The organism is Caenispirillum bisanense, from assembly GCF_039523075.1.
Classification (GTDB): Bacteria; Pseudomonadota; Alphaproteobacteria; order Rhodospirillales; family Rhodospirillaceae; genus Caenispirillum; species Caenispirillum bisanense.
The window spans coordinates 1-22,125 of sequence record NZ_BAAAEP010000017.1 but is presented as its reverse complement, the minus strand read 5'-3'; the positions used below and the strand labels follow the sequence as shown (position 1 = coordinate 22,125).

General features: G+C 71.1%; 24 protein-coding genes and 1 pseudogene. 12 read left to right on the top strand and 13 right to left on the bottom strand.

The genetic code is table 11. The features are described from left to right. The first annotated feature begins 262 nt into the window (after positions 1 to 262). Both ABD056_RS09575 and ABD056_RS09570 read left to right on the top strand, forming a co-directional pair. The gene (locus tag ABD056_RS09575) at positions 263 to 934 is read left to right on the top strand and encodes an MBL fold metallo-hydrolase (RefSeq protein ID WP_343866335.1); all 672 of its coding nucleotides are present in this window, start codon (positions 263 to 265) and stop codon (positions 932 to 934) included. After that, positions 931 to 1,446 (top strand): GNAT family N-acetyltransferase, encoded by a 516-nt coding sequence (locus tag ABD056_RS09570; protein WP_486303414.1) that lies wholly within the window; start codon positions 931 to 933, stop codon positions 1,444 to 1,446. Before ABD056_RS09575 ends, ABD056_RS09570 begins: the two co-directional genes overlap by 4 nt. 58 nt (positions 1,447 to 1,504) lie before the next feature. Here the strand turns inward: ABD056_RS09570 and ABD056_RS22965 are convergent. Next, positions 1,505 to 1,843, bottom strand: a pseudogene (locus tag ABD056_RS22965) (GNAT family N-acetyltransferase); the annotation flags it as partial. A 130-nt stretch (positions 1,844 to 1,973) separates the two neighbouring features. After that, positions 1,974 to 2,507, bottom strand: a complete 534-nt coding sequence (locus tag ABD056_RS09560; RefSeq protein ID WP_343866333.1) for a hypothetical protein — start codon at positions 2,505 to 2,507, stop codon at positions 1,974 to 1,976. Between the two features lie 328 nt (positions 2,508 to 2,835). Between ABD056_RS09560 and ABD056_RS09555 the strand changes: the two genes are divergently transcribed. Beyond that, positions 2,836 to 3,411, top strand: a complete 576-nt coding sequence (locus tag ABD056_RS09555) for a hypothetical protein (RefSeq protein WP_343866332.1) — start codon at positions 2,836 to 2,838, stop codon at positions 3,409 to 3,411. A 130-nt stretch (positions 3,412 to 3,541) separates the two neighbouring features. Here ABD056_RS09555 and ABD056_RS09550 read toward each other — a convergent pair whose 3' ends face one another. After that, on the bottom strand, positions 3,542 to 4,609 hold the full coding sequence (locus ABD056_RS09550) for a Glu/Leu/Phe/Val family dehydrogenase (protein ID WP_343866331.1): 1,068 nt from the start codon (positions 4,607 to 4,609) through the stop codon (positions 3,542 to 3,544). Positions 4,610 to 4,782: 173 nt separating this feature from the next. Between ABD056_RS09550 and ABD056_RS09545 the strand changes: the two genes are divergently transcribed. The 4 genes from ABD056_RS09545 to ABD056_RS09530 all read left to right on the top strand — a co-directional run bounded on the left by ABD056_RS09545 (position 4,783) and on the right by ABD056_RS09530 (position 8,172). Continuing rightward, positions 4,783 to 5,286 (top strand): Lrp/AsnC family transcriptional regulator, encoded by a 504-nt coding sequence (locus ABD056_RS09545; RefSeq protein WP_343866330.1) that lies wholly within the window; start codon positions 4,783 to 4,785, stop codon positions 5,284 to 5,286. 193 nt (positions 5,287 to 5,479) lie between these two features. Next, a complete protein-coding gene (pdxR, locus tag ABD056_RS09540) occupies positions 5,480 to 7,048 on the top strand; it encodes a MocR-like pyridoxine biosynthesis transcription factor PdxR (RefSeq protein ID WP_343866329.1) in 1,569 nt (522 codons plus the stop codon). Between the two features lie 227 nt (positions 7,049 to 7,275). Continuing rightward, positions 7,276 to 7,437, top strand: a complete 162-nt coding sequence (locus tag ABD056_RS09535; protein ID WP_343866328.1) for a DUF1127 domain-containing protein — start codon at positions 7,276 to 7,278, stop codon at positions 7,435 to 7,437. Between the two features lie 51 nt (positions 7,438 to 7,488). Beyond that, positions 7,489 to 8,172 (top strand): pyridoxamine 5'-phosphate oxidase family protein, encoded by a 684-nt coding sequence (locus ABD056_RS09530; RefSeq protein WP_343866327.1) that lies wholly within the window; start codon positions 7,489 to 7,491, stop codon positions 8,170 to 8,172. On the opposite strand, the gene ABD056_RS09525 is transcribed toward ABD056_RS09530, so the two are convergent. Both ABD056_RS09525 and ABD056_RS09520 read right to left on the bottom strand, forming a co-directional pair. Next, complete coding sequence (locus ABD056_RS09525) at positions 8,173 to 9,114, bottom strand: hypothetical protein (protein WP_343866326.1); 942 nt, start codon at positions 9,112 to 9,114, stop codon at positions 8,173 to 8,175. A gap of 68 nt (positions 9,115 to 9,182) precedes the next feature. After that, positions 9,183 to 9,626 carry a MaoC family dehydratase gene (locus ABD056_RS09520; protein ID WP_343866325.1) on the bottom strand — a complete coding sequence of 148 codons (444 nt, stop codon included), beginning with the start codon at positions 9,624 to 9,626 and terminating at the stop codon, positions 9,183 to 9,185. Positions 9,627 to 9,724: 98 nt separating this feature from the next. Here ABD056_RS09520 and arfB point away from each other — a divergent pair, with 98 nt between their 5' ends. From arfB to ABD056_RS09505, 3 genes are all read left to right on the top strand, one after another. Beyond that, a complete protein-coding gene (arfB, locus tag ABD056_RS09515; RefSeq protein WP_343866324.1) occupies positions 9,725 to 10,144 on the top strand; it encodes an alternative ribosome rescue aminoacyl-tRNA hydrolase ArfB in 420 nt (139 codons plus the stop codon). Between the two features lie 137 nt (positions 10,145 to 10,281). Beyond that, positions 10,282 to 12,309 (top strand): PAS domain S-box protein, encoded by a 2,028-nt coding sequence (locus ABD056_RS09510; RefSeq protein WP_343866323.1) that lies wholly within the window; start codon positions 10,282 to 10,284, stop codon positions 12,307 to 12,309. Next, on the top strand, positions 12,306 to 12,764 hold the full coding sequence (locus ABD056_RS09505; protein WP_343866322.1) for a response regulator: 459 nt from the start codon (positions 12,306 to 12,308) through the stop codon (positions 12,762 to 12,764). Before ABD056_RS09510 ends, ABD056_RS09505 begins: the two co-directional genes overlap by 4 nt. Positions 12,765 to 12,875: 111 nt before the next feature. Here ABD056_RS09505 and ABD056_RS09500 read toward each other — a convergent pair whose 3' ends face one another. Continuing rightward, positions 12,876 to 13,562 (bottom strand): DUF1013 domain-containing protein, encoded by a 687-nt coding sequence (locus ABD056_RS09500; protein ID WP_343866321.1) that lies wholly within the window; start codon positions 13,560 to 13,562, stop codon positions 12,876 to 12,878. A 70-nt stretch (positions 13,563 to 13,632) separates the two neighbouring features. After that, positions 13,633 to 14,652, bottom strand: coding sequence for an NAD(P)H-quinone oxidoreductase (locus ABD056_RS09495; RefSeq protein ID WP_343866320.1), 1,020 nt, complete (start codon positions 14,650 to 14,652; stop codon positions 13,633 to 13,635). A gap of 105 nt (positions 14,653 to 14,757) precedes the next feature. Here ABD056_RS09495 and ABD056_RS09490 point away from each other — a divergent pair, with 105 nt between their 5' ends. Continuing rightward, entirely contained in the window at positions 14,758 to 14,949 is a 192-nt protein-coding gene (locus ABD056_RS09490; protein WP_343866319.1) for a DUF1192 domain-containing protein, read from the top strand. Positions 14,950 to 14,976: 27 nt separating this feature from the next. Continuing rightward, the gene (locus ABD056_RS09485; protein ID WP_343866318.1) at positions 14,977 to 15,759 is read left to right on the top strand and encodes a 3-hydroxybutyrate dehydrogenase; all 783 of its coding nucleotides are present in this window, start codon (positions 14,977 to 14,979) and stop codon (positions 15,757 to 15,759) included. Positions 15,760 to 15,840: 81 nt separating this feature from the next. Here the strand turns inward: ABD056_RS09485 and ABD056_RS09480 are convergent, their stop codons facing one another. From ABD056_RS09480 to ABD056_RS09455, 6 genes are all read right to left on the bottom strand, one after another. Then, positions 15,841 to 16,377, bottom strand: coding sequence for an Hsp20 family protein (locus ABD056_RS09480; protein WP_343866317.1), 537 nt, complete (start codon positions 16,375 to 16,377; stop codon positions 15,841 to 15,843). A 164-nt stretch (positions 16,378 to 16,541) separates the two neighbouring features. Continuing rightward, positions 16,542 to 18,524, bottom strand: coding sequence for an adenylate/guanylate cyclase domain-containing protein (locus ABD056_RS09475; protein ID WP_343866316.1), 1,983 nt, complete (start codon positions 18,522 to 18,524; stop codon positions 16,542 to 16,544). 230 nt (positions 18,525 to 18,754) lie between these two features. Then, entirely contained in the window at positions 18,755 to 18,973 is a 219-nt protein-coding gene (gene rpmE, locus ABD056_RS09470; protein ID WP_343866315.1) for a 50S ribosomal protein L31, read from the bottom strand. Positions 18,974 to 19,074: 101 nt separating this feature from the next. Then, complete coding sequence (locus tag ABD056_RS09465) at positions 19,075 to 20,250, bottom strand: peptidoglycan -binding protein (RefSeq protein ID WP_343866314.1); 1,176 nt, start codon at positions 20,248 to 20,250, stop codon at positions 19,075 to 19,077. 53 nt (positions 20,251 to 20,303) lie between these two features. Beyond that, entirely contained in the window at positions 20,304 to 21,473 is a 1,170-nt protein-coding gene (locus ABD056_RS09460) for a flagellar motor protein MotA (protein ID WP_343866313.1), read from the bottom strand. 80 nt (positions 21,474 to 21,553) lie between these two features. Further along, on the bottom strand, positions 21,554 to 22,125 hold a 572-nt coding region (locus ABD056_RS09455; protein WP_343866312.1), incomplete at its 5' end, for an OmpA family protein.

Below are 22,125 nucleotides of genomic sequence, written 5' to 3'. Positions count from 1 at the left end.
GCCACCAAGACACCAAGTACACCAAGAGGCCGTGCAAGCCGGGGCGTCCGCCTCCGGCAGGGCGATGGCGGAGCGGCGCCTCCTTGAAGAAGTCATTCATGGGAGCGGGCTGCGCCGCCGGGCCAGGAAACAGGCGCCGCGGCGAACCCCGGCGCCCTTGGTGTACTTGGTGTCTTGGTGGCTACTCAACACCTCCACCGCCCGGAGCCTTGACCTGCCTCCGCCCCGCCGCCACCATGCCGGCACCCAGCCGGAGGAGCGCATGCAGCCGTTCGACAGCCCCGTCATCGTCGGTGACTACGAGATCCACGTGGTGGTCTCCGATCCGCCCTATTTCGAGAACTGCTACGTCGTGAAGCACGTCCCCTCCGGCGCTCAGGCGGTGGTTGATCCCGGGGATGCGGCGGGGCGGATCGCGGCGCGGCTGGCGGAGAACGGCGGTGCCGATACGGTCGATGCCATCCTGCTCACCCATGGCCACCCGGACCATGTGGCCGGCCTTGCCGCCACGGCGGAGCTGACCGGCGCGGCCGTCCTGGCGCACGAGAACGAGCGGCCGGTGCTGGAGGCGGCGGCGGAGTGGGGCAGGGCGCTGCTCGGCCGGCCGGTGGAGGTGCCGCCGGTGGCCTATCTCACCGAAACGGCTCCGCTGCGGGCGGCGGCGAGCGCCGTGACCACCATCGCCACGCCCGGCCATACGCCGGGCGGAGTGTGCTTCGTCTTCCCGGGCTTTGCCTTCACCGGCGACACGCTGTTCAAGGGCGGCGTCGGCCGCACCGACTTCCCCGGAGGCGATCAGGCGACGCTGGTCGCCTCCATCGGTCGCTTCCTGGCCGAGGTGCCGCCGGAAACCCTGCTGTTCTCCGGCCACGGCCCCTATTGGAGTGCGCGGGAGGCCCGCCGGTGGTGGACAGTCATGGCGGGGATGATGTGAGCGCCGGCCCCGATCCTCGCCGCGTGATGCTGCGGGCGGCGGCGCCGGAGGACGTGGATGCGGTGCGGGCGCTGGTGGCGCGCACCGTGCTGCACACCTACGGCCCCTTCAGCCCGTCGGTGCGGGCGGCGGCGGCGGAGCAGGGGACGGCGGCGCTGGTCGGCGCCGGGCTCGACTTCGCCGGCGCTTGGCTGGCGGTGCCGCCGGGCAACGGCCCGCCGCTCGGCGTGGTGTGGACCGGCGGCGACCTGCTGCGCGAACTGTTCATCGACCCGCCCGCCCAGGGCCGCGGCCTCGGCCGCCTGCTGCTGCATGTGGCGGAACGGGAGATCGCAGCGCGCGGCCACGCTCTGGCGCGGCTGGACGTGGCGGAGCCTAATGCAGCGGCGCGACGCTTCTACGCCGCCCGGGGCTGGCGCGAAAACGGACGGACGCTCCACGGCCGCTGGGATTTTGCCCTGATCGCGATGGTGAAAGCGCTACCCCCGGCGGGCAGGCCCGATCCAGCATGAGGGCGTAGCGGCATTCCTCGCCGTCGCCGGCCGGCCGGGTGCCGGGCAGGCGGACGAAGCCGTGCCGCTCCCAGAACCGTTGGCCCGCCAGGAAGCGGGTATCGGCCCACAACTCGATGCGGCGAGCGCCGTGGCGGCGGGCGTGCAGCACCGCCAGCGCCAGCAGGCGCATGGCCAGGCCGCTGCCGCGCAGACGCGGCAGGACGTAGAGGTGATGCAGCTCGAACGTCTCGGCGGAGTCGGTGGCCGCGATGGCGATGCAGCCGGCCAGGCCGCCCTCGTCGCCCTCCGCCACCCAGAAGCCGCCGTTGAGGGCGGCAAAGGTGCTGCCCGGCGCCCGCAACTCCTGCCGCCGGGCGCGATCCAGCGCGGCGCAGCCGGAGTATTCACCCAGCATGTGTTCGACGATCGCGGCGACCTGCCGGCCATCCGCGTCGGTGCCGTCGCGAACCTTCATGAGCCCCCTCACTCGCTTCCGCTACACCCGGCGCGCAGGGTACGGAAGAAAGACCCGCCCCACAATCCGGCTAAAAGCGATAGGAGAAGTCCAGCATCACCCCATGCTCGCCGGCATCGGGGGCGGTACCGTAGGTGAGGCCCATGCGCAGGTCGGAGGGCGGCATCAGGCCGCCGTCGCTCAACGATCCGATGGACAGGCCGATGCCGTAGGCCTCGCCGTCCAGCCCCTGCTCGATGGAGGCGGTGGCGCGCCAGTCCAGGCTGCCGCCCAGCAGGTCGAGGCCGAGCGGCTGGCCCAGCGACAGCCGGGTGCCGAGGGTGCGGCCGTGGTCGTCGGCGCTGCCGGGCAGGGTGGGGAAGGCGGTGGTCGGGCCGGAAACCGGCAGGCGGCCGTCCTGCGGCGCCTCCAGCGAGAAGATCACCGGCGGCGGCGACACGGCCGACAGCGGCAGGGCACCGGGCGGCGCCGCATCCAGCGGCAGGCCGCCGAGCAGGCGGCTGGAGTCGATCGCCGGCGAGCCGTCGTCGGCCATCGCCGGACGCGGCATCAGCAGGACCATCGCCGCCAGGGCACAGGCGGCCACCACCGCTTGCCGGACCATCGGATACCTCCACCGCTGCGCGGCTTGCTCCACTGCCGATATGGGGCGACGCAGGCGCGATTGCACGTGCGGAAATACAACGCCTGTTATGCGCGATTCGCCGCATCGCACCGGGCCGGCGCGGCATCCTCCGCCGGCGGACCCGGCCCCTGCCTCCCACCCGACGCCAGCCGGCGGGCAGCCGCTACGCCTTGCGATGCCTGCGGTTGCGCCCGCACCCCCTGCGGACGGAGGGGGCGGCGTCAAAAAAGAGTCGTAGGAGCCGTGCGGATATGGTCTCTATGCGGCGTGAATGCAGCGCAGCATGAGGACGAAAAGGCGCCAGCCGATGAGCTACACCTTTCCGTACGATCGCCTGAAACTGTCGGTGTTCGCCCTGTGCAGCGTGGTGGCCATGGCTGCCGCCGCCGGCCTGTTCCTGCTGGTGTTCATCGGCGAGGGCGAGGCGGCGCAGGTGGTGAAGGACACCACCACCGCCGACGTCGGCACCGCCTCGGCGGCGCTGTTCGGCATTCTTCTGTTCGGCGGGCTGGCCATCACGGCGGCCCGTTTTCTTTTGCGCGAAGGCCCGGTGCTGACCATCGATGAGCACGGCATTCGCGACCGCCGCTATGGCCGCCGCATCCCGTGGACGGCGGTGCGGGCGGTGCAGGCGCGCGGGCGCGGGCTGACCGCCGCCTTCGCCCTGGCGGTGGAAACGCCGCAGCAGTTCGACACCCGCCCGGCCTGGATGCGCCTGTTCGCGCGGCCGGTGGGGGCGTGGTCGCGGGGGGTGATCCTGCTCAACGTCGGCGCGCTCGCCTGCCGCAGCGAGGATGTGGCGCTCGCCATCGAGGCCTGCGGCGGCGTGCCGGTGCAGCGCAGCCTGCCGCGCGGCGGCCGCACCCTCGGCGCCCTGCGCTGACCTCTGCCGATCCCGACCCGACCCGACCCGATCCTGCCCCTGTCCTGACGGCGCCCCGGCCGTCGGCGCCATCCGCGAAAGCGAACGGCGCCGCTGGGCACAGGCTGTCCCGACCGGAGAGGGCGGGCGATCAGGCAGCCCAGGCCTGCTTGCCGCGGGCGATACGCTCCCGCGCCATGGTGTCGGCGGCGTCCTCGGGCCGCAGGCCGCGCTTTTCGGCCAGCGAGAACAGCTCCGCCGTGCGGTCCTCGATGCGGGTGACGCGGTGTTCCACCGCCTCGCGGTCCAGGCAGCGGCCGTGGCGCAGGGCCATGACGTCCAGGCTCACCTTGATCAGGCCGCCGGCATTGATGACGTAATCCGGCGCGTAGAGGATGCCGCGCTCGACCATCAGGCGGCCGGCGTCGTCGTCGCCCAGCTGGTTGTTGGCGCTGCCGGCCACCACCTTGGCCTTCAGGCGCGGCACCGTGCCGGCGTTGAGCGTGCCGCCGATGGCGCAGGGGGCGAAGATGTCGGCGGCGACGTCATAGATGGCGTCGGGCTCCACCACGGCGGCGCCGTGGGCCTGCTGCATCCTTTCCACCAGGGCGCGGTCCATGTCGGCGACGGTGATGCGGGCGCCGTCGCGCACCAGGCGCTCGATCAGCGGGCCGCCGACGTGGCCGGCACCCTGCACCGCCACATGCACGTCGGCGAGGCTGTTCTTGCCCAGGCGGTGACGGGCGGCGGCGCGCAGGCCGTGGTAGACGCCAAGGGCGGTCAGCGGCCCCGGGCTGACGCCCAGGCCGTCTTCCGGCAGGCCGGTGACATGGGGGGTGGCGCGGCGCATGGCGCGCAGGTCGTCCTCGTCCATGCCCATGTCCTCGGCGGTGGTGTAGAGGCCGCCCAGCTGGTTGATGGCCCGGCCCATGGCCAGCAGCATCTCGCGCGTCTTCTTCTTCGGGTCGCACAGGATGACCGACTTGGCACCGCCGAACGGCAGGTCGGCCATGGCCGCCTTGTAGGTCATGCCGCGCGACAGCTTCAGCACGTCGGTCAGCGCCTCGTCGTCGCTGCCGTAGGCGCGCACGCGGCAGCCGCCGATGGTGGGGCCGAGGACGGTATTGTGCACGGCGATGATGGCCTTCAGGCCACTGTCGGCGTCGCGCACGAAGACCACCCGTTCGTGATCATCGAAATGGAGGTGCTGGAATACCATGACGTTGTTCCTCCGGTCTGTTCTGAGCGCGGGGCCGCGGCGGGCCGCGCGGATCGTGCCTGTTGTTCATTTTTGTTTCCTTACAGTATATGGCAACCGCGATGCCTTGTCCTTGCGTATGGCGGGCGCCAGGGGCAAGGTGAAGGCGGTTTCATGCACGCCGGGGCGCCATCATGAAGAAATCGAGCATCGAAACGCTTGACGGGTATGACATCAAGATCCTTGCGGCCTTGCAGGAGGATGCCCGCATCTCCCACGTCGCCCTGTCGGAGCGGGTGAACCTGTCGCCGTCGCAGTGCGCCCGCCGCATCGCCCGGCTGGAGCAGGAAGGCTTCCTGCACGGCTACCACGCCCGCCTCGACCCGGCGGCGCTCGGCCTTGATGTCATCGCCCTGGTGACGGTGTCGCTGAAGGAGCACGGCGAGGCGGCGGTGCAGGCCTTCCAGACGGCGGTGCTCGACCTGCCGGAGGTGCTGGAATGCGCGCTGACCACCGGCGATGCGGATTACCTCCTGCGGGTGGCGGCGCCGGACCTGCGCAGCTTCAGCCAGATCGTCATGCACCGGCTGATGGCCCTGCCCAACGTGGGAAACCTGCGGTCCGCCATCATCCTGGACCAGATCAAGCCCCTGGCGACCCTGCCGCTGCCCCATCCCGGAGGACAGTCGGGGGCGTAATTCGCAGGATCAATGGACTGGTCTAATCCGGCTGGTATCGTGGCTCGGCAGGGCCACCCTCGCGGTTCGGCAGTGGCGTTGGCCTGCGAATGGCCTCATCATCGGTTCATGAATGGACCTTAGGGTGAACCATTTGGCACCCGTAAGCTGAGGCCAATTCCGAGCCAATTCGTCGAGTACGAGGAGTCCAGTCATGGGCAAGGCGCCTTCGGGGGCGGTCATCGGGCCCGTCAATCTCCAGGACGGGCCGGAGGCTCCGCCGCTGTACCGTCAGGTTTACCTGCACATCCGCCGCGCCATCCTGGGCGGCCAGCTGCCGGCCGGCTCGCGCCTGCCGTCGACCCGCGTGCTGGCGCAGGAACTGGGCGTGTCGCGCAACACCGTGGCGGCGGCCTTCGACCAACTCTATGCCGAAGGCTTCATCGAAGGCCGCGTCGGCTCCGGCTCCTACGTCACCGACTGCATCTGCGAGACCCTGGTCGAGGCCTGCGCCGACAACCCCAAGGCGGCGGCGCCGGTGGTGCCCGACGTCGGCGGCCCCGGCCTGTCGCGGCGCGGCGCGGTGATGGCCAATGCCCGCATCGTCGAGCAGCATGCCCGCCATGTCGGCTATTTCCGTCCCGGCTCGCCGGCGCTGGATGCCTTCCCCCATGCCCTGTGGCAGCGGCTGGTGGCCAAGCGGCTGCGGCTGCGCGAGACCGCCATCGGCAACTACGGCCCGCCGGCGGGGTATGAACCGCTGCGCCGGGCGGTGGCCGGCTACCTCGCCACCGCCCGCGGCGTCGTGTGCTCGCCCGATCAGGTGATCATCACCGCCGGCGCCCAGGCGGCGCTCGACCTCTGCGCCCGCATCCTGGCCGATCCCGGCGACAAGGCGTGGATCGAGGACCCCGGCTACCTCGGCGCCCGCGGTGCGTTCCGGGCCGCCGGCCTCGACATCGTGCCGGTGCCGGTGGACGAGGAGGGGCTCGACGTCGCCGCCGGCGAGGCGCAGGCGCCCCATGCGCGGCTGGCCTACATCACGCCGTCGCGCCAGTACCCGACCGGCCCGGTGATGAGCGTCGCCCGCCGCCTCGCCCTGCTGGACTGGGCGCGGCGCAACGATGCCTGGATCATCGAGGACGACTACGACAGCGAATACCGCTACTGCGGCCGCCCCCTGACGGCGCTGCAGGGGCTGGATGGCGGCCGCCGGGTGTTCTACATCGGCACCTTCTCCAAGGTGCTGTTCCCCGACCTGCGGCTCGGCTATCTGGTGGTGCCGGAACAGCTGGTGGGCGAGGTGGTGCGGGCCCGTGCCGTCGCCTCGGGGCCGCTGCCGGTGTTCAACCAGGCGGTGGTGGCCGACTTCATGGAGGAAGGCCACTTCACCGCCCACATCCGCCGCATGCGCTCGCTCTATGCCGAGCGGCAGGAGGCGATGGTGGAGGCCGGGCGCACCCACATGGGCGGCATGCTCGACATGCAGCCGGCCGCCGGCGGACTGCAACTGATCGGCCGGGTGCAGGGCGGGGTGTCCGACCTCGATCTGGTGGAGCGGGCCGGTGCCGCCGGCATGGCGGTGACGCCGCTGTCGCAGATGTATCTGGGTGGCACCGTCGAAAATGGCCTCATCCTCGGCTTCGCGGCGGTCGATGCGCGGGCCATGAACCTGCGCATCCGCCAGCTTGCCCAGGCCATAGAGCCGGCCTTCCGGAGCACCGTGCAGCCCATGACGCGGCGGGCAAGTGGCTCCCTTGAGAGGGTTCCTTTGGCCCTGTAGACGGGCCGTTTCCTGAGGCACGATTCCTCCCGTAACCGTGGCGATGCCGGCCTGAGCCAGTGGTGGCACAGGCCGGCAAGCCGCTGATTTACGGGAGTTTCCTTATGCCCAGACGTCTTCGCGGCGGCGCATCGGCGCCGCCGGCCGGGTCCGCGCGCCTGCGGACCGCCGGTCCTCTCTCCATTCCCATAGGCCGGGCCGGTTGGCTCCGCCGCTATGTCGCCGCCGTGGTCCGGGCCTGGTCGGTGGAGCGCACCCAGGTGCAGCTCTCCCGCCTGGATGACCGTCTGCTGGCCGACATCGGTCTCACCCGCGCCGATCTCGACGCCGGGCAGGACGGTGCCATCCGGCCGACGCAACTCCACGACGGCGGCCCGTTCGGCCGCTGAGGCGGCCATCACGGCCGCGCGCCTGACATGACGTGAGGGGGAAAGACGATCATGACCACCAGCGACACCATCACCGAGGCCGACGGCACCGTCGGCGCCTATGCCAAGACCACCCGCACCACCGGCCGGCGGCGCGACCGCATGTCCTACGACCGCGCCGCCGTCCATGCCGTGCTCGACGAGGCGCTGCTGTGCCACGTCGGCTTCGTCGACGACGAGGGCCAGCCGCACGTCATCCCCATGTCCCATTGGCGGGTGGGGGAGGCGCTCTATCTGCACGGCGGCAAGGCCAGCCGGATCATGAAGCTGCTCGCCGCCGGGGCGCCGGTGTGCGTCACTGTGACGCTGCTCGACGGGCTGGTGCTGGCGCGCTCGGCCTTCAGCCACTCGATGAACTACCGCTCGGTGGTGATCTACGGTCGCTGCACGGCGGTGGAGGACGCGGCGGAGAAGGACCGCGTGCTGGCGCCGCTGACCGACAAGATGGTGCCCGGCCGCGCCGCCGTGGCGCGGGCGCCCAATGCCAAGGAACTGGCGGCCACCACCGTGCTGGCGCTGCCGCTGGAGGAGGTTTCGCTCAAGGCCCGCACCGGCGGCGTGGCCGACGATGCCGAGGACTTGGCCTGGCCGGTGTGGGCTGGGGTGCTGCCGCTGCGCCTGACGCCGGCGGCGCCGCAGCCCGACGCCGCACTGGCGCCGGGCGTGACGGCCGGAATGCCGGCAGCGGCCGGCTGATCAGCCGGCCGGCGGAGTGGGGGCGCCTTGCTCCTGCTCCGGTGCTTCCGCCTGCGCGGCGGCTTCGGGTGCGGCGCGCGGCGTGCCGGCGCCGGTGCCGACGTTCAGCCGCTGGCCGAGGATCTCGCGCAGCAGCGCCGTCACCGGCAGGGCGCCGGGTAGCCAGCGGTTGAGGTGGTGTCCGGCCAGCGGCACCACCCGTCGCCCCTGTTCCGAGCAGGCATTGAGCCAGCCGACGGCGTCCAGGTCGCCGATCAGCTGATAGGCCTCCACTTCTTCCGGCAGCGGCGCCTGGGCGCCCAGGCTGACCACGGTGAGGCGGCGGCGGCGGCCGTTCATGTGGCGCAGGGCCTCGGCGATGACGAAGGCACCGCGGCCATGGCCCACCAGCAGGCGGATGCCGGTAGGGTCGGCCTGCAGCAGGTCGGCCAGGGTTTCCGACGGCAGCGGCTCGTCCTCGGCGCCCAGCAGCGGCGCGGCGGCGCCGAGCATGGCGCGGGTGAGGCGCAGCATCTCGTCGGCAAAGCCGAAGGCGACGCTGCCGCCCATCTCGGCGGTGGCCAGTTCCGCCATGCCGAGGCCGCGCACCAGCGCCGCCACCGGCTTTTCCACCGCATCAGCCACCGCCCGGCCGAGGGCGGCAGCGGCCAGGGCGGAGGGTCCGTCGGCCACCACCACCGTGTCGATGGCGCCGCCGCCGAAGGCTTCGGTGAAGGCGGCCGGTTCGCGCACCACCCGCAGGCCGCGGTCGGACCCGGTGGGGCCGACCACCAGCAGCACGCCGCCGGCGGTGTCGACCAGGGCCAGCGCCGCCTGTTCGTCGGGGGTCAGGCAGGTGCTGTCGCACCGCACCGCATCCAGGGCGCAGGCGCCCATGTGGACGGGGCCAAGGGCCATGCGGGCCGTGAGGCGGGCGTAGTCCTCCAGCAGGCTGCGATCCATGCGTGTCCTCCTCCGTATTGATGTGATTTTTCGATGCGGGGGAGGTAACAGCCGGCGCGGCGTTTTGTTCACCCGCCGGTGCCGATCATCACCGGCGCCGTCATGGTGAACACCACGCTGCCGCTGGCGGCATCGGCAAGCTCGCAGCGGAAGGTGACGAAGCCGCGGTCGGGGCGGCTGCGGGAGGGCTTCACCGCCTCCACCACCACCCGCGCCGCTAGCTCCTGATCCGGCCGCACCGGCGCCAGCCAGCGCAGCGAGTCGACGCCCGGCGAGCCCATGCTGGCGGTGCGGTGCAGCAGGCCGTCGACGAACAGCCGCATGAACAGCCCCGCCGTCTGCCAGCCGCTGGCGCACAGGCCCTGGAAGGCGGAGGCTGCGGCCGCCTCGTCGTCCAGGTGGAAGGGCTGCGGGTCCCACTCGGCGGCGAAGGCCTTGATGGCGGCGGCGGAAAGGGCGGCGCGGCCGAGGTCGTACTGCTGGCCGGGCTGGAAGTCGGCGAAGGTGAGCATGCGGCGGCATCCTGCTGCGGTCGGTGACGGCGTTCAGCTTAGGGCGGTGCGCGCCGCCATGGACAGGGCCACTGCAACGGGCATAGTCTGCGGGCATCATGCTGGTGGTCACGCCCAACCTGGTCCTGCCCGAGGACGAGCTGACGGAAACCTTCGTCCGCGCCTCCGGCCCCGGCGGCCAGAACGTCAACAAGGTGTCGACAGCGGTGCAGCTGCGCTTCGACGCCGCGCAGTCGCGCGTGCTGCCGCCGGCGGTGATCGACCGGCTGCTGGCGCTGGCCGGCAGCCGTGCCACCGGCGACGGCGTCATCGTCATCGACGCCCGCAGCCACCGCAGTCAGGAGCGCAATCGCGCCGATGCCCGCGAGCGGCTGGCGGAACTGATCCGCCAGGCCCTGCATGTGCCGCGCAAGCGCCGCCCGACCAAACCCACCTTGGGCTCCAAGCAGCGGCGGGTGACGGCCAAGAAGCACCGCGGCACCATCAAGGAAGGCCGCGGCCGTCCCACCCTCGACTAACGTCCAGTCACGGCGCCCTGGCGGGCAGCCATATTGTTCGCGGCTGCCTTTCGGCGGAGACTGATGCGGTCGCCAGCCGGCGGCCCGTTGTGGGGACGGTGCGGCAGGGGCGGGCGACGGGTGCGCGAGGGGGAGTCGTGTACGCTCATCGCCTGATGTCGCCGTTCCAGCTTGCCGTTGCGGTGCTGGGGCTGGGGGCTCTTTACGCGCTGGCTGCGCTGGCGGCCCTGGCCACTGCGGGAACGCCGGGCCAGGCGGTGCCCATGTGGCCGGCCGCCGGGGTGGCGCTGGGGGCGACGCTGGTTTACGGGCCGCGGCTGCTGGCGGTGCCGGTGGTCGGGCAGGGGCTGTTGGCGGTGGCCGGCGCTCCGGTATGGCTGCCGTGGGGCTTGCTGGCGACCACCGCCGGCGCCGCCGCGGCCTGGTTTGTCATGCGGCGCCTGAGCCGCAGCGCGCCGCCCTATTTCTCCATGCGTCTGGTGCTGGCCCTGCTGCTCGGCAGCCTCGCCGGCGGGGTGACGGCGGCCGGCTGCGGCGTCGGCCTGCACCTGCTGACCGGCAGCCTTGATCCCGCCGCCGCCACCGCCGCCGCCGCCAGTTGGGCGGTGGGCGATGCGGTGGGCATGATCGCCACCACGCCGCTGGTGCTGGCGGTCGCCGATCGCCGCCTGCGCCCGCGCCTGCGGCAGCGGGGGCCGGAGGCGGCGGCGCTGGCGCTGGTGACGGTGGCGGGCATCGGTGCCGTCTTCGGCGGCCTGTCGCCGGTGCCGCTGGATGCCCTGGCCTCGGCCTGGACCATCATGCCGCTGGTGATGTGGGCGGCGCTGAGGTTCGGCGTCGGCGGAGCGGCCTGCGCCGGGCTGGTGATCGGCATGGCCGCCTCCGCCCTGGCCGCCGCCGGCTTCGGCCCCATGGCGTCGGAGGCGGCCGGCGGGCTGGTGTCGCTGCAGGTGTTCGTCGGCATGGTGACGCTGACCGGCATGCTGCTGGCCGCCGGCGATGCCGCCCGCGCCGCCGCCACCGACGAGGTGCGGCGGCTGTCGAGCGCGGTGGAGCAGTCGGCCGCCAGCGTCGTCATTACCGACACCAAGGGCCGCCTCATCTACGTCAACCCGCGCTTCACGGAAACCTCCGGCTGGACCTCCGGCGAGGTGTTGGGCCGCACGCTGGAATTCCTGCGCACCGGCCGCACCTCCGACGCCGAATACGGCGACATGTGGCGAACGCTGGCGGCGGGGCAGGTGTGGCACGGCGAGTTCCTCAACCGCCGCAAGGACGGCTCGCTGTGGTGGGAGCAGGCCTCCATCGCCCCGGTGCGCGACGGCGGCGGCGAGGTCACCCATTACGTGGCGGTGAAGGAAGACATCACCGAACGCAAGGAAAGCGAGCGCCGACTGGCGGTGATGGTGGAGGAACTGACCCGCTCCAACCGCGAGCTGCAGCATTTCGCCTCGCTGGCCGCCCACGACCTGCAGGAGCCGCTGCGCGCCATCAGCGGCTTCGCCCAGCTGCTGCGCAAGCGCTACGGCGACCGGCTGGATGCGGAGGCCGACAGCTACATCGGCTTCATGGTCGACGGCACCGAGCACATGAAGGCCATGTTCCGCGACCTCATGGACTACAGCCAGGTCGACGCGGCGCCGGCGCGGCCGGTGGCGGTGGACCTCGCCGAGCTGGTGGCGCGGGTGCGGGAGGCGCTGGAGGCCGACATCGCCGCCGCCGGGGCGGAGGTGATCCTGGGGCCGCTGCCGGTGGTGATGGGCCACCGCCGGCAGCTGGAAATGGTGTTCGGGCACCTCATCAGCAACGCCCTGAAGTTCCGCCACCCGGAACGCCGGCCGCGGGTCATCATTGGCGCCGCCCGCCGCGGCGCCATGTGGGAGGTGCACGTGCTCGACAACGGCATCGGCATCGCTCCCGACCTGCTGAAAAGCCTGTTCGTGCTGTTCCGCCGCCTGCACACGCGGGAACATTACGGCGGCACCGGCATCGGCCTCGCCATCAGCCGCCGTATCGTGGAGCGCCACGGCGGCCGCATCTGGGCGGAAAGCGACGGCGAGACGGGAACCGCCATCCGCTTCACGCTGCCGCTTGTGGAGACGGCGCGCCCGGCGCACCATGGGGGCCGTGAGTCGCGCGTCGCCCTGGAGGATCAATCCGTATGACCATGACGCTGCCCATCTCCCGCGCTGTCGTCCTGCTGGTGGAGGACAACGAGGCGGACGCGCGCCTGACCCGGGAGGCCTTCACCGAGATCGGGCGGCCGCTGACCATGGAATGGGTCCGCGACGGCGACGAGGCGCTGGCCTACCTGCGGCGGCATCCGCCCTACCAGGCGGCGCCGCGGCCGCATCTGGTGCTGCTCGACCTCAACATGCCGCGCCGCGACGGCCGCGCCACCCTGGCGGCGATCAAGTCCGACCCGGTGCTGCGGGAAATTCCGGTGGTGGTGCTGACCACGTCGGAGAACGAACGCGACGTGCGCGAGAGCTATCAGTCCTACGCCAACGCCTATGTCACCAAGCCGGTGGACATGGACGACCTGACCAAGAAGATGGCCGCCCTGCTGGATTTCTGGCTGTCGGATGTCGCCCACGTTCCGCCGGTGGCGGAAGACTAGGCCCACGTTCCGCCTGTGGTGGAAGGCTGAAGCATGCAAAAAGGGGAGGCTGCGCCTGGCTGCCTCCCCCTGCATCGGTCCGTCCTGCGGGCGCTGCTGCGCCCGGGCAGATTATTCCTCGTCCGGCACCTGGTCGCCGTGCTGGGCCGGGCGGCCGAACACGGTTTCGATGGTCGGTTCGTCCATGGGCACGGGACGCGCCACCGGGTCTTCGGCGCCGTACTCGTGGGTTTCGCCGTAGGACGGTTCCGGCGTGTCCTGCACCGGCATGGCGCGGCGGCGCGGGGCGGCCAGGATCAGCGCCTTTTCCAGGTCAGCTTCGGTGCACAGGCCGAGGGTCACCGGGTTGCGCGGCTTGATGGCGGCGGAATTCCAGTGGGAGCGGTCGCGCACCGAGTTGATGGTCGGCTTGGTGGTGCCGATCAGCTTGCACAGCTGGGCGTCCGACAGTTCCGGGTGGTGCTTCAGCAGCCAGGCGATGGCGTCCGGCCGGTCGTGGCGCTTCGACACCGGGGTGTAGCGGGCGCCCTTGGACCGCTGCTGCGGCGTCGGGATATCGGAAACCTTGAGGCGGAGCTTGTAGTTCTGGTTGCTTTCGCCGCGCGCGATCTCGTCGCGGGTCAGCTGGCCATTGTCCACCGGATCGGCGCCGACGATGCCGGTCGCGACCTCGCCGTCGGCGATCGCCTGAACCTCCAGCTCGTGCATGCCGCAGAATTCGGCGATCTGCTCGAACGTGAGGGCCGTGTTTTCCACCAGCCAGACGGCCGTTGCCTTCGGCATGAGAGGCAGCGCCATGTATCTTCCTTCCGAATCGTTCCGAGTCACTGAAAACGGACTGTTCCTTTACGGTATTCCGCAGCGAGAATCAAACGCCATACACGGCCTTCGGGTCGGCCGGATGGACGTCGAGCACAAGCTTCCCGATATGCGCGGAGCTTTCCATCAGGTGGTGCGCCGCCGCCGCTTCGGCAAGGGGAAATACCTTGTGGATCACCGGCTTGATCACGCCCTGATCGAGCAGCGGCCACACCTTGTCGCGCAGCTCGGCGGCGATGGCGGCCTTGTCGTCGTTGGCGCGCGAGCGCAGGACGGAGCCGGTGAAGGTCAGGCGCTTCAGCATCATCGGCATCAGGTCCACCTGCACCTTCGATCCCTGCAGGAAGGCGATGGACACATGCCGCCCGCCAGGGGCCATGGCCTTCATGTCGCGCTGGATGTAGTCGCCGCCCACCATGTCGAGGATGACGTCGACGCCCTTGCCGGTCTTCGCCCGCACCACCTCGACATAATCCTCGCTGCGGTAGTCGATGGCGACGTCGGCGCCGAGGTCGCGGCAGGCCTGGCACTTGTCCGGCGATCCGGCGGTGGCGAAGACGGTGGCGCCGAAGGCCTTGGCCAGCTGGATGGCGGTGGTGCCGATGCCGCTGGTGCCGCCGTGGACCAGGAAGGTCTCGCCGGCCTGCAGGCCGCCGCGCTGGAACACGTTGTGCCAGACGGTGAAGAAGGTCTCCGGCAGGGCGGCCGCCTGGATGACGTCGAACCCCTGCGGGATGGGCAGGCACAGGCGGGCATCGGTGACGGCGTAGTCGGCATAGCCGCCGCCCGACAGCAGGGCGCAGACCATGTCGCCGGGGGCGACGGCGGTCACCCCTTCGGCCACCGCCTCCACCACGCCGGCCACTTCCAGCCCCGGAATGTCCGACGCCCCCGGCGGCGGCGGATAGACCCCCTGGCGCTGCAGCACGTCCGGCCGGTTGACGCCGGCGGCGGCGACGCGGATCAGCACCTCGCCGGCGCGCGGGCCGGGCAGCGGCCGGGTGGCCGGCACCAGCACATCGGGGCCGCCGGCTTCGCGGATTTCCACGCAGCTCATGGTCGGGGCCATGGTGTCTCCTTTCGCGGTGGCGTCGTTTGTTCCCTGTCGGGGCTTCTTGTCTGGTAGTGTTTCGGACCCCAGGTGTGCAAGCGCCAATCGCATGACGGAGGCACCATGGCACTGAATGACGACGAGCTGGAACCGCGCCGGCCCATCCTTGCCCCGCGCGACCTGGAGATCATGTCGATCGAAAGCCTGCAGGAGTACATCGGCGACCTGGAGGCGGAAATCGCCCGCGTGCACGAGGTGATCGCCCGCAAGCAGATCGCCCGCCAGGGCGCCGAAAGCTTCTTCCGCAAGAAATGATCCGCCATCAGAGAGGGAGGTTCTGACGTGTTGAACGGAAAGACGGCCGTCGTCACCGGCTCCACCAGCGGCATCGGCCTCGCCATCGCCCGCGTGCTGGCCCGCCAGGGGGCCAACGTGGTGCTGAACGGCTTCGGCGACCCGGCGGAGATCGAGGCCACCCGCGGCGCCCTGGAGCAGGAATGCGGCGTGCGCGTCGGCTTCCAGGCGGCCGACCTGTCGCGCGCCGACGAAGCGGCGGCGCTGGTGCAGCGGTCGGTGGAAGAATTCGGCGCGGTCGACATCCTGGTCAACAACGCTGGCATCCAGTTCACCGCTCCCACCCAGGACTTCCCGGTGGAGAAGTGGGACGCCATCATCGCGGTCAACCTGAGCGCCGCCTTTCACACCATCCGCGCCGCCCTGCCGGGCATGCAGGCCCGCAACTGGGGCCGCATCATCAACGTCGCCTCCGCCCACGGGCTGGTGGCGAGCATCGACAAGTCGGCCTACGTGGCCGCCAAGCACGGCATCGTCGGCCTGACCAAGGTGGTGGCGCTGGAAAACGCCCAGCGCCGCATCACCTGCAACGCCATCTGCCCCGGCTGGGTGCGCACGCCGCTGGTGCAGGCGCAGATCGAAAAGCGCGCCGCCGCCATCGGCGGCAGCGAGGAGGAAGGCGCCCGCGCCCTGCTGAGCGAGAAGCAGCCGTCGCAGCGCTTCGTCATGCCGGAAAACCTGGGAGCGCTGGCCGCCTTCCTGTGTTCGGAAGCGGCGGACGGCATCACCGGCACCGCCCTGCCCATGGACGGCGGCTGGACGGCGCAGTAAGGCCGCCGCACCGTCGCCCGTAAACGCGACCGGCGCAGGAGGGGAGCCTCCTGCGCCGGTTTTGTGTTGCTACGGCGGGGTTCAGGCAGCCTGCGACGACCCGCCGGGCGCCGGCTGATGCTCGATGGCGCGCGGCTCCGACCGCTGGATGGCGATGCGGCGGGGCTTCTTCTCCTCCGGCACCTCGCGCTGCAGGTCCACGTGCAGCAGGCCGTTCACCAGCCGGGCGCCGCGCACCTTGATGTGATCGGCCAGTTCGAAGCGGCGCTCGAAGGCGCGGGTGGCGATGCCACGGTGGAGGAACCGGCGCTGCGGCGCCTCGCCGCCGGCCTGTGCGGCGGCGGCGGTGGCGGACGTGGCGGCGCCGTCCTCCGCCGGGCGGTCGATGCGGCCGGCGATCAGCAGGGTGTTGTCGTGGACGGAGACGTCAAGATCGGTCTCGGCGAAGCCGGCCACCGCCATGGTGACGCGGTAGTCGTCGTCGGACAGCTTCTCGATGTTGTAGGGCGGATAGGACAGCGCCGCGTCGTCCAGGCGGGCGGCGGCATCCAGCAGCCGGCTGACGTTGTCAAAGCCGACGGTGAACCGGTGCAGGGGCGAAAGATCGTGGGTACGCATGGCCATATCCTCCAGAAGAGCGACATGCGGCGGCGCGTCCGAAGCCCGCGCCGCGACACTGCGATGCAGACACGCCGACCGGTCCCGACATCCGGCGACCGGCGGCAAGGCAGGATCTGGGGAAGGCCCGCGCACCCGTCAAGAGGGTGGGGGAGGCGGCGCCCTCAGCCGGCGGAGGAAGGCTGGGCGCAGGCGGCCGCCGGCGCCGGCACCGGCCGCAGCACCGGCTCCGGCGTGGCCGGGGCAGCGGGGGCGGCCGGGGTGGGAGCGGCAGCGGCGGCATCCGGCTCGCCCGGTTCGGCGGCCTGCGGCTCGCTCCACGCCACTTCCCAGCCGTCGACGGCATCGCGCACGCCCTTCAGCTGCAGCGCGCCGAGCGGGCGGAAGACGAAGGGCTTGCCGGCGCACAGGTCGCGCACGATGCCGGAACAGACGATCTGCTCCTCGCCCGCCTGGGCGCACAGGCGCGAGGCCAGCTGCACCGTGGCGCCGAAGTAGTCGTTTTCCTCGGCGATGGGCTCGCCCGAGTTGAGGCCGACCCGCAGCTTGATGGGCAGGTCGGGGCGGCTGGCGTTGTGCAGGGCGATGCCGCGCTGGATTTCCACCGCCGCCGACACCGCATTGGCGGTGACCGGGAAGGTGGCCATGATGCCGTCGCCGGTATGCTTCACTTCCCGCCCGTCGAAGCGGGCGAGGGCGGAGCGGACGATGGCGTTGTGGGCCCGCACCGCCTCCTGCGCGCCTTCGTCGCCGAGCGTGTGGGTGAGATCGGTGGAGCCCACCATGTCGGTGAACACGATGGTGATCATGGTCGGCGCCGCCGCCTTGGTGGCGGGGCTGTTCCAGTCGTGCATCACGCTGCCGAGGTCGGCGAAGGCATCGTTGGCCTTGCCCAGCCACTGCTCCATCGCCCGCTGGCCGGCATGGGCCATGGCGACATAGCGCGGCTCCAGCAGGTATTCCTCCAGCTTGTCGACGAAGGAGCGGGCGAGTGCCGGTTTGGTGCCGATCACCTCGATGGTTTCGCGCAGCAGTTCCAGGCGGCGGTCCTGGCGGCTGCGGTCGCACAGCACGCGGGCGGCGCCGGCCAGATAGAGGTTGACGCCGAACTTGTTGAAGGCATCCAGCTGCGGGTGGGTGCTGCGCAGCACGCGCACCGCCGCGCCCAGGAACTTCATCATGCGGGCGCGATCCTGCTCGTACTTCAGGGTTTCGGCGTCCGGTTCCGGCTCGTCGCGTTCCTGCGCCTGGGCTTCGGCGGCGGCGGCCTTCTTCTTTTCCTCGGCGTCCTTGCGGGCCTTTTCCTCGGCCTGGGCGGCCTTGGTCTCTTCCGTCAGCTTCTTCAGCGCCTCGCGCGTTTCGGCGGCGGCGCGGGCAGCGGCTTCCGCCTGTTCCTTCTGGCGGGCCTCCAGCTCCGGGTCCTGGTGGCCGGGGGCGTCGGCGGCCTGCTGCTGGCGCTTGTCGGCTTCCGCCTTTGCGGCGGCGGCCTCCTGGTCGGCCTTGGACTTGCGCTTGGCGTCGCGCTCCTTGTCGGCGGCGGCGGCGGCGCGGGCGGCTTCCTCGGGGTCGTCGTCGGACTCCGGTTTGTCGCTGAAGCCGTCGAGCGGCACATAGGCCATCACCAGCGGAATGGCCGACAGCAGGAACAGCGCCACGAACACCAGGAACAGCAAGCTCGACAGGCTGGTGCCGATGCTGATGCCCATGCCGGCCAGCTGGCCGACGAACAGCGAGGCGAGCCCGGTGCCGAGCACGGCGATGATGAGCGAACTGACCATCACCATGGACAGGCGCAGCACGAAGCCGCGGGCGGACGGCTTGGGCGGCGTCACCGGTCCGGCGGGCCATATGCCGGCCCCGCCTCCGCCGCCCACCAGGGCGCCGGGCGCCGACGACCGCGCGGCGGCGGCGCGGGCCTCCGCCTGCGCCTTGCGGGCGCGCGGGCTGATGAAGGCGACCGCTTCCTCGCTGGTGTTGCTTTCGGGGTACCAGGTTTCGCGGGTGACCTTGGTCGGCTTGCCGGTCTGGCTTTCGACGTTGACCGCCTCGTCGATGGCCTTGTTGCGCTCGTCACCGGGGAAGCGCGCATAGAGCGACCACTCCCGGCCTTCGAGAACATAGACCTCGTAGTTGACGATCGCCGGCATGCTGCCTGATCCATCTCGATGCGCCGGGGCGAGTTCTACCCAGGCGTGGGTTCGGTATCCGAGTTCGTGGCGTATTTATGGGGTGCCGTGACCAAATGTACAATGATCGTGATCACACGGCTATCGGTACTCCCGCCGATGCAAAAAGCCCGTTCTCCGTGCGGGAGAACGGGCTTTTTGCAACAGGCCACGGCGGCGCCCGGCGGGACGCCGCGAAGACTGGCGAGTCTTCAGACCTTGAGGCCGAAGCTGGCGAAGCGCTTGTTGAACTTCGCAAGCTGACCGCCGCTGTCGACCAGACGGTGCACGCCGGTCCAGGCCGGGTGGGACTTCGGGTCGATGTCCAGGCGCAGGGTCTCGCCCTTCATGGTCGAGCGAGTCTTGAACTCGGTACCATCGGTCATGATGACCGTGATCTCGTGGTAGTCGGGGTGGATGTCGTTCTTCATGTCCGCCTCGTCCGGAAAAGAGCGCGTTGTATAGCTCACCGCGTCCCCCCGTTCAAGGGCGACGGCGACAAAAACCGCGCGGCGTGCTGGTTGGCCCCTGTTTACCGCTGATCGAGCTTCAGTTCAATGCGGCGATTGCGGGCGAAGGCCTCTTCCGTCGTCCCGTTCACCAGCGGCTGATGCTCGCCGAAACCGGCGGCGGCCAGCCGGTGCGGCGGCACCCCCTGGGAAACCAGGAACTGCACCACCGTGATGGCGCGCGCCGCCGACAGCGCCCAGTTGTTCTGGAACTCGGCGGTGCGGATGGGACGCAGGTCGGTGTGGCCGTCGACGCGGAGAATCCAGTCGATGTCGTCGGGGATCTCGTCGCTCAGTTCCTTGATCGCCGCCGCCAGCTTGCCCAACTCGTCCTCGCCCGCCAGCCCGAGGGTGGCGGAGGCGGAGCCGAACAGGATTTCCGACTGGAACACGAAGCGGTCGCCCTCGATGCGGATGCCGGCCCGGTCGCCCAGGATTTCCCGCAGGCGGCCGAAGAACTCCGACCGGTAGCGCTGCAGTTCCTGCACCTTGCTCGCCAGCGCCTGGTTGAGCCGGCGGCCGAGGTCGGCGATCTGCACTTCCTGCTCGCGGCTGAGGGTTTCCGAGGCTTCCAGGGCGGCGTTCAGGCGCGCCAGTTCCTGCCGCAGGGCATCCAGCTGCTGCTCCAGCAGGGCGGCGTGGGCGCGCGCCTCCATGGACATCTGCTGTTCGCCGGCCAGCTGCTGGTCGCGTTCCTCCAGCCGCCCGGCCAGTTCCTGCACCTGGCGGTCGAGATCGGCCTTGAGCGCCTCCAGCGCCTTGATGTCCTGCTGCAGGGTGGCGATGATGTCCAGCTGTTCCCGCACCTTGTCGCGGTCGGCCTCGCCGGCCCGCTGGGCCTCGGTCAGCTGCTGGTCGAGGCGGGCGGTTTCCTGCGCCGTCTGCCGCAGGGTCGCCTCCAGGTTCTCCACCTGGGCGTTGGCGGCGGTCAGCTGGGCAGTCAGCTGGGCGACGCTGAGGCGCATCTCGTCGTTGGCGTCGCGCTCGATGGCCAGCAGGTCGGTCAGTTCCGCCACCTGCCGGCTGAGGCGTTCCAGCGCCGCTTCGCGCCCGGACAGCATCTGGCCGAGGAAGAACTGCGCCAGCACGAACACCATCAGCACGAAGATGATGATGATCAGCAGCTGCGCCAGGGCGTCGACGAAGCCCGGCCAGTGATCCTGGCTGCGGCGATTGCGGCGACGGGAGGAAAGGGCCATGCGGCGGCGTCCTCAGCAGGCTGGAACAGGGCAGGGGGCGGCGGCGGCCGGGATCACGACGACCGCTGATCCGGCTCCTCCGCCAGGGCGGCGATGGTGCGGGCCAGCAGCTTGATCTCGCTGCGCACTTCCTTGACGGTGTATTCGCGGCCGCGGGCCAGTTCGTCCACCACCCGCTGCAGCGCCACGTCGACGTTGCGCAGGTGGCTGCGGCTGGCGTCGTCCATGCCGAAGCCGCCGGTGGCCGCGGCCTCCGCCAGACGCTGCAGCAGCGGCCGCAGGTCCTGCTGGCTTTCGGCCATGCGCAGCAGCAGGGTCTGTTCCGTGCGCATCTGGTCGGTCAGGGTGGTCAGCCGGTCGGTCAGGTCGCGCAGGTGGGCGTTGGCGCCGACGCGGGCTTCTTCCGTGCGGGCGACGATGTGCTGCAGTTCCTGCAGCGACTCGGCGGTCTGCTCCAGCAGGGCCTGGATGTAGACCGGCACCGAGGTGTCCGAGCCCTCGATGGCGCCGCCGCCGCCGCCGACCTTGGTGACGCCCGACAGCCAGTCCTCCAGGTCGTTGAAGAAGGCGTTCTGCGCCTGCCCGGCCTGCAGGTCCAGGAACCCCAGGATCAGCGAGCCGCCCAGACCGAACAGCGACGAGCTGAACGAGGTACCCATGCCCTGCAGCGGCTGTTCCAGCCCCTGCTTCAGGTTGTCGAACACCGACTGCATGTCGGCGCCGCCGCCGATGGACAGGCCGCGGATGACATCGCCGACCGAGCCGATGGTCTGCATCAGCCCCCAGAAGGTGCCGAGCAGGCCGAGGAAGATGGACAGGCCGATGAAGTAGCGGCTGATCTCGCGGCTTTCGTCCAGGCGCGAGGCGATGCCGTCCAGCAGCGACCGCATGGCCGGCGCCGACAGCGAGAACCGCCCCTGGCGATCCCGCGAGCCCTGGCCGAGCATGGTCGCCATGGGGGCCAGCAGGCGCGGCGCATCGCCCGAGGCGACGACCGTGCGGTTCTGGCGGAAGTCGTCGATCCAGGCGGCTTCCGGTCCCAGCATCACCACCTGGCGGATGTTGAGGCCGATGCCCACCAGCAGCACGCCGAGGATCAGGCCGTTCAGGGCCGGATTGGCCATGAAGGCATCGAACAGCGGTGCCGCCATCAGCGCCGCCACGGCAAGCACGACGGCGAGGAAGATGGCGATGCGGACCAGATAGCGTCTGGGTCGAACCATGGATGCTCTGACCTTCCTTCGACGGGCGGCGCCGGTGCGGCCGGCGGCCCCGCGGGGGGAGTGGTGGGCCGAAGCGCCCTTCAGCGCTCCAGCACGATCACGTCGACGCGGTCTGCCGACCCGTCGGGAACCTTGTTGCCCAGGGCCCGCACCTCGATGCGGGTGGGGGTGAGGCCGGCCTCCACCAGCCGCGCCCGGATGGCGAGCGCACGGGCCAGGGACAGGCGGCGGCTCTGGCTTTCTTCCTCCGGCGCGCCGGGGGCGTAGGCGTTGAGGCGCACCCTGGCGGCGGGAGTGGCCCCCAGCTGCGCCGTCAGCCCGGCCACCAGGCTGCCGATATCCTGCGCCGGCTCCGGCTGCCCCGGGGTGAAGGCGATGGTGGAGATCGCCTCCGCCGTGGTCGGCAGGGCGGCCTGCTGCGGCGCGGCCGCCGGCGCCACAGTCGGCGGGGATTGTGGCGGCGGCGCGGCGATCAACGCCACCGGGGCCGCTTCGGCTGCGGCCGGCGGCGGGGAGGGTGGATCCGCGGCGGCGGCCGGCGGCTCGACCGTCGTCACCGGGCGGGTGATGAGGATGGCCTCCGTCGGCTCCGGCGCGGCGGGCACCAGCGGAGTCGGCGCCGCCGTCGGCTGCGGCTCGACCGGGGCCGGGG

What these genes read in the sequence shown, in the direction of transcription:
- rpmE (WP_343866315.1), bottom strand. Translation starts at nt 18,973, where the DNA reads ATGAAGAACGACATCCACCCCGACTACCACGAGATCACGGTCATCATG.
- pdxR (WP_343866329.1), top strand. Translation starts at nt 5,480, where the DNA reads ATGGGCAAGGCGCCTTCGGGGGCGGTCATCGGGCCCGTCAATCTCCAG.
- ABD056_RS09575 (WP_343866335.1), top strand. Translation starts at nt 263, where the DNA reads ATGCAGCCGTTCGACAGCCCCGTCATCGTCGGTGACTACGAGATCCAC.
- arfB (WP_343866324.1), top strand. Translation starts at nt 9,725, where the DNA reads ATGCTGGTGGTCACGCCCAACCTGGTCCTGCCCGAGGACGAGCTGACG.
- ABD056_RS09525 (WP_343866326.1), bottom strand. Translation starts at nt 9,114, where the DNA reads ATGGATCGCAGCCTGCTGGAGGACTACGCCCGCCTCACGGCCCGCATG.
- ABD056_RS09490 (WP_343866319.1), top strand. Translation starts at nt 14,758, where the DNA reads ATGGCACTGAATGACGACGAGCTGGAACCGCGCCGGCCCATCCTTGCC.
- ABD056_RS09475 (WP_343866316.1), bottom strand. Translation starts at nt 18,524, where the DNA reads ATGCCGGCGATCGTCAACTACGAGGTCTATGTTCTCGAAGGCCGGGAG.
- ABD056_RS09480 (WP_343866317.1), bottom strand. Translation starts at nt 16,377, where the DNA reads ATGCGTACCCACGATCTTTCGCCCCTGCACCGGTTCACCGTCGGCTTT.
- ABD056_RS09555 (WP_343866332.1), top strand. Translation starts at nt 2,836, where the DNA reads ATGAGCTACACCTTTCCGTACGATCGCCTGAAACTGTCGGTGTTCGCC.
- ABD056_RS09560 (WP_343866333.1), bottom strand. Translation starts at nt 2,507, where the DNA reads ATGGTCCGGCAAGCGGTGGTGGCCGCCTGTGCCCTGGCGGCGATGGTC.
- ABD056_RS09465 (WP_343866314.1), bottom strand. Translation starts at nt 20,250, where the DNA reads ATGGCCCTTTCCTCCCGTCGCCGCAATCGCCGCAGCCAGGATCACTGG.
- ABD056_RS09530 (WP_343866327.1), top strand. Translation starts at nt 7,489, where the DNA reads ATGACCACCAGCGACACCATCACCGAGGCCGACGGCACCGTCGGCGCC.
- ABD056_RS09500 (WP_343866321.1), bottom strand. Translation starts at nt 13,562, where the DNA reads ATGGCGCTGCCTCTCATGCCGAAGGCAACGGCCGTCTGGCTGGTGGAA.
- ABD056_RS09460 (WP_343866313.1), bottom strand. Translation starts at nt 21,473, where the DNA reads ATGGTTCGACCCAGACGCTATCTGGTCCGCATCGCCATCTTCCTCGCC.
- ABD056_RS09505 (WP_343866322.1), top strand. Translation starts at nt 12,306, where the DNA reads ATGACCATGACGCTGCCCATCTCCCGCGCTGTCGTCCTGCTGGTGGAG.
- ABD056_RS09545 (WP_343866330.1), top strand. Translation starts at nt 4,783, where the DNA reads ATGAAGAAATCGAGCATCGAAACGCTTGACGGGTATGACATCAAGATC.
- ABD056_RS09495 (WP_343866320.1), bottom strand. Translation starts at nt 14,652, where the DNA reads ATGGCCCCGACCATGAGCTGCGTGGAAATCCGCGAAGCCGGCGGCCCC.
- ABD056_RS09550 (WP_343866331.1), bottom strand. Translation starts at nt 4,609, where the DNA reads ATGGTATTCCAGCACCTCCATTTCGATGATCACGAACGGGTGGTCTTC.
- ABD056_RS09520 (WP_343866325.1), bottom strand. Translation starts at nt 9,626, where the DNA reads ATGCTCACCTTCGCCGACTTCCAGCCCGGCCAGCAGTACGACCTCGGC.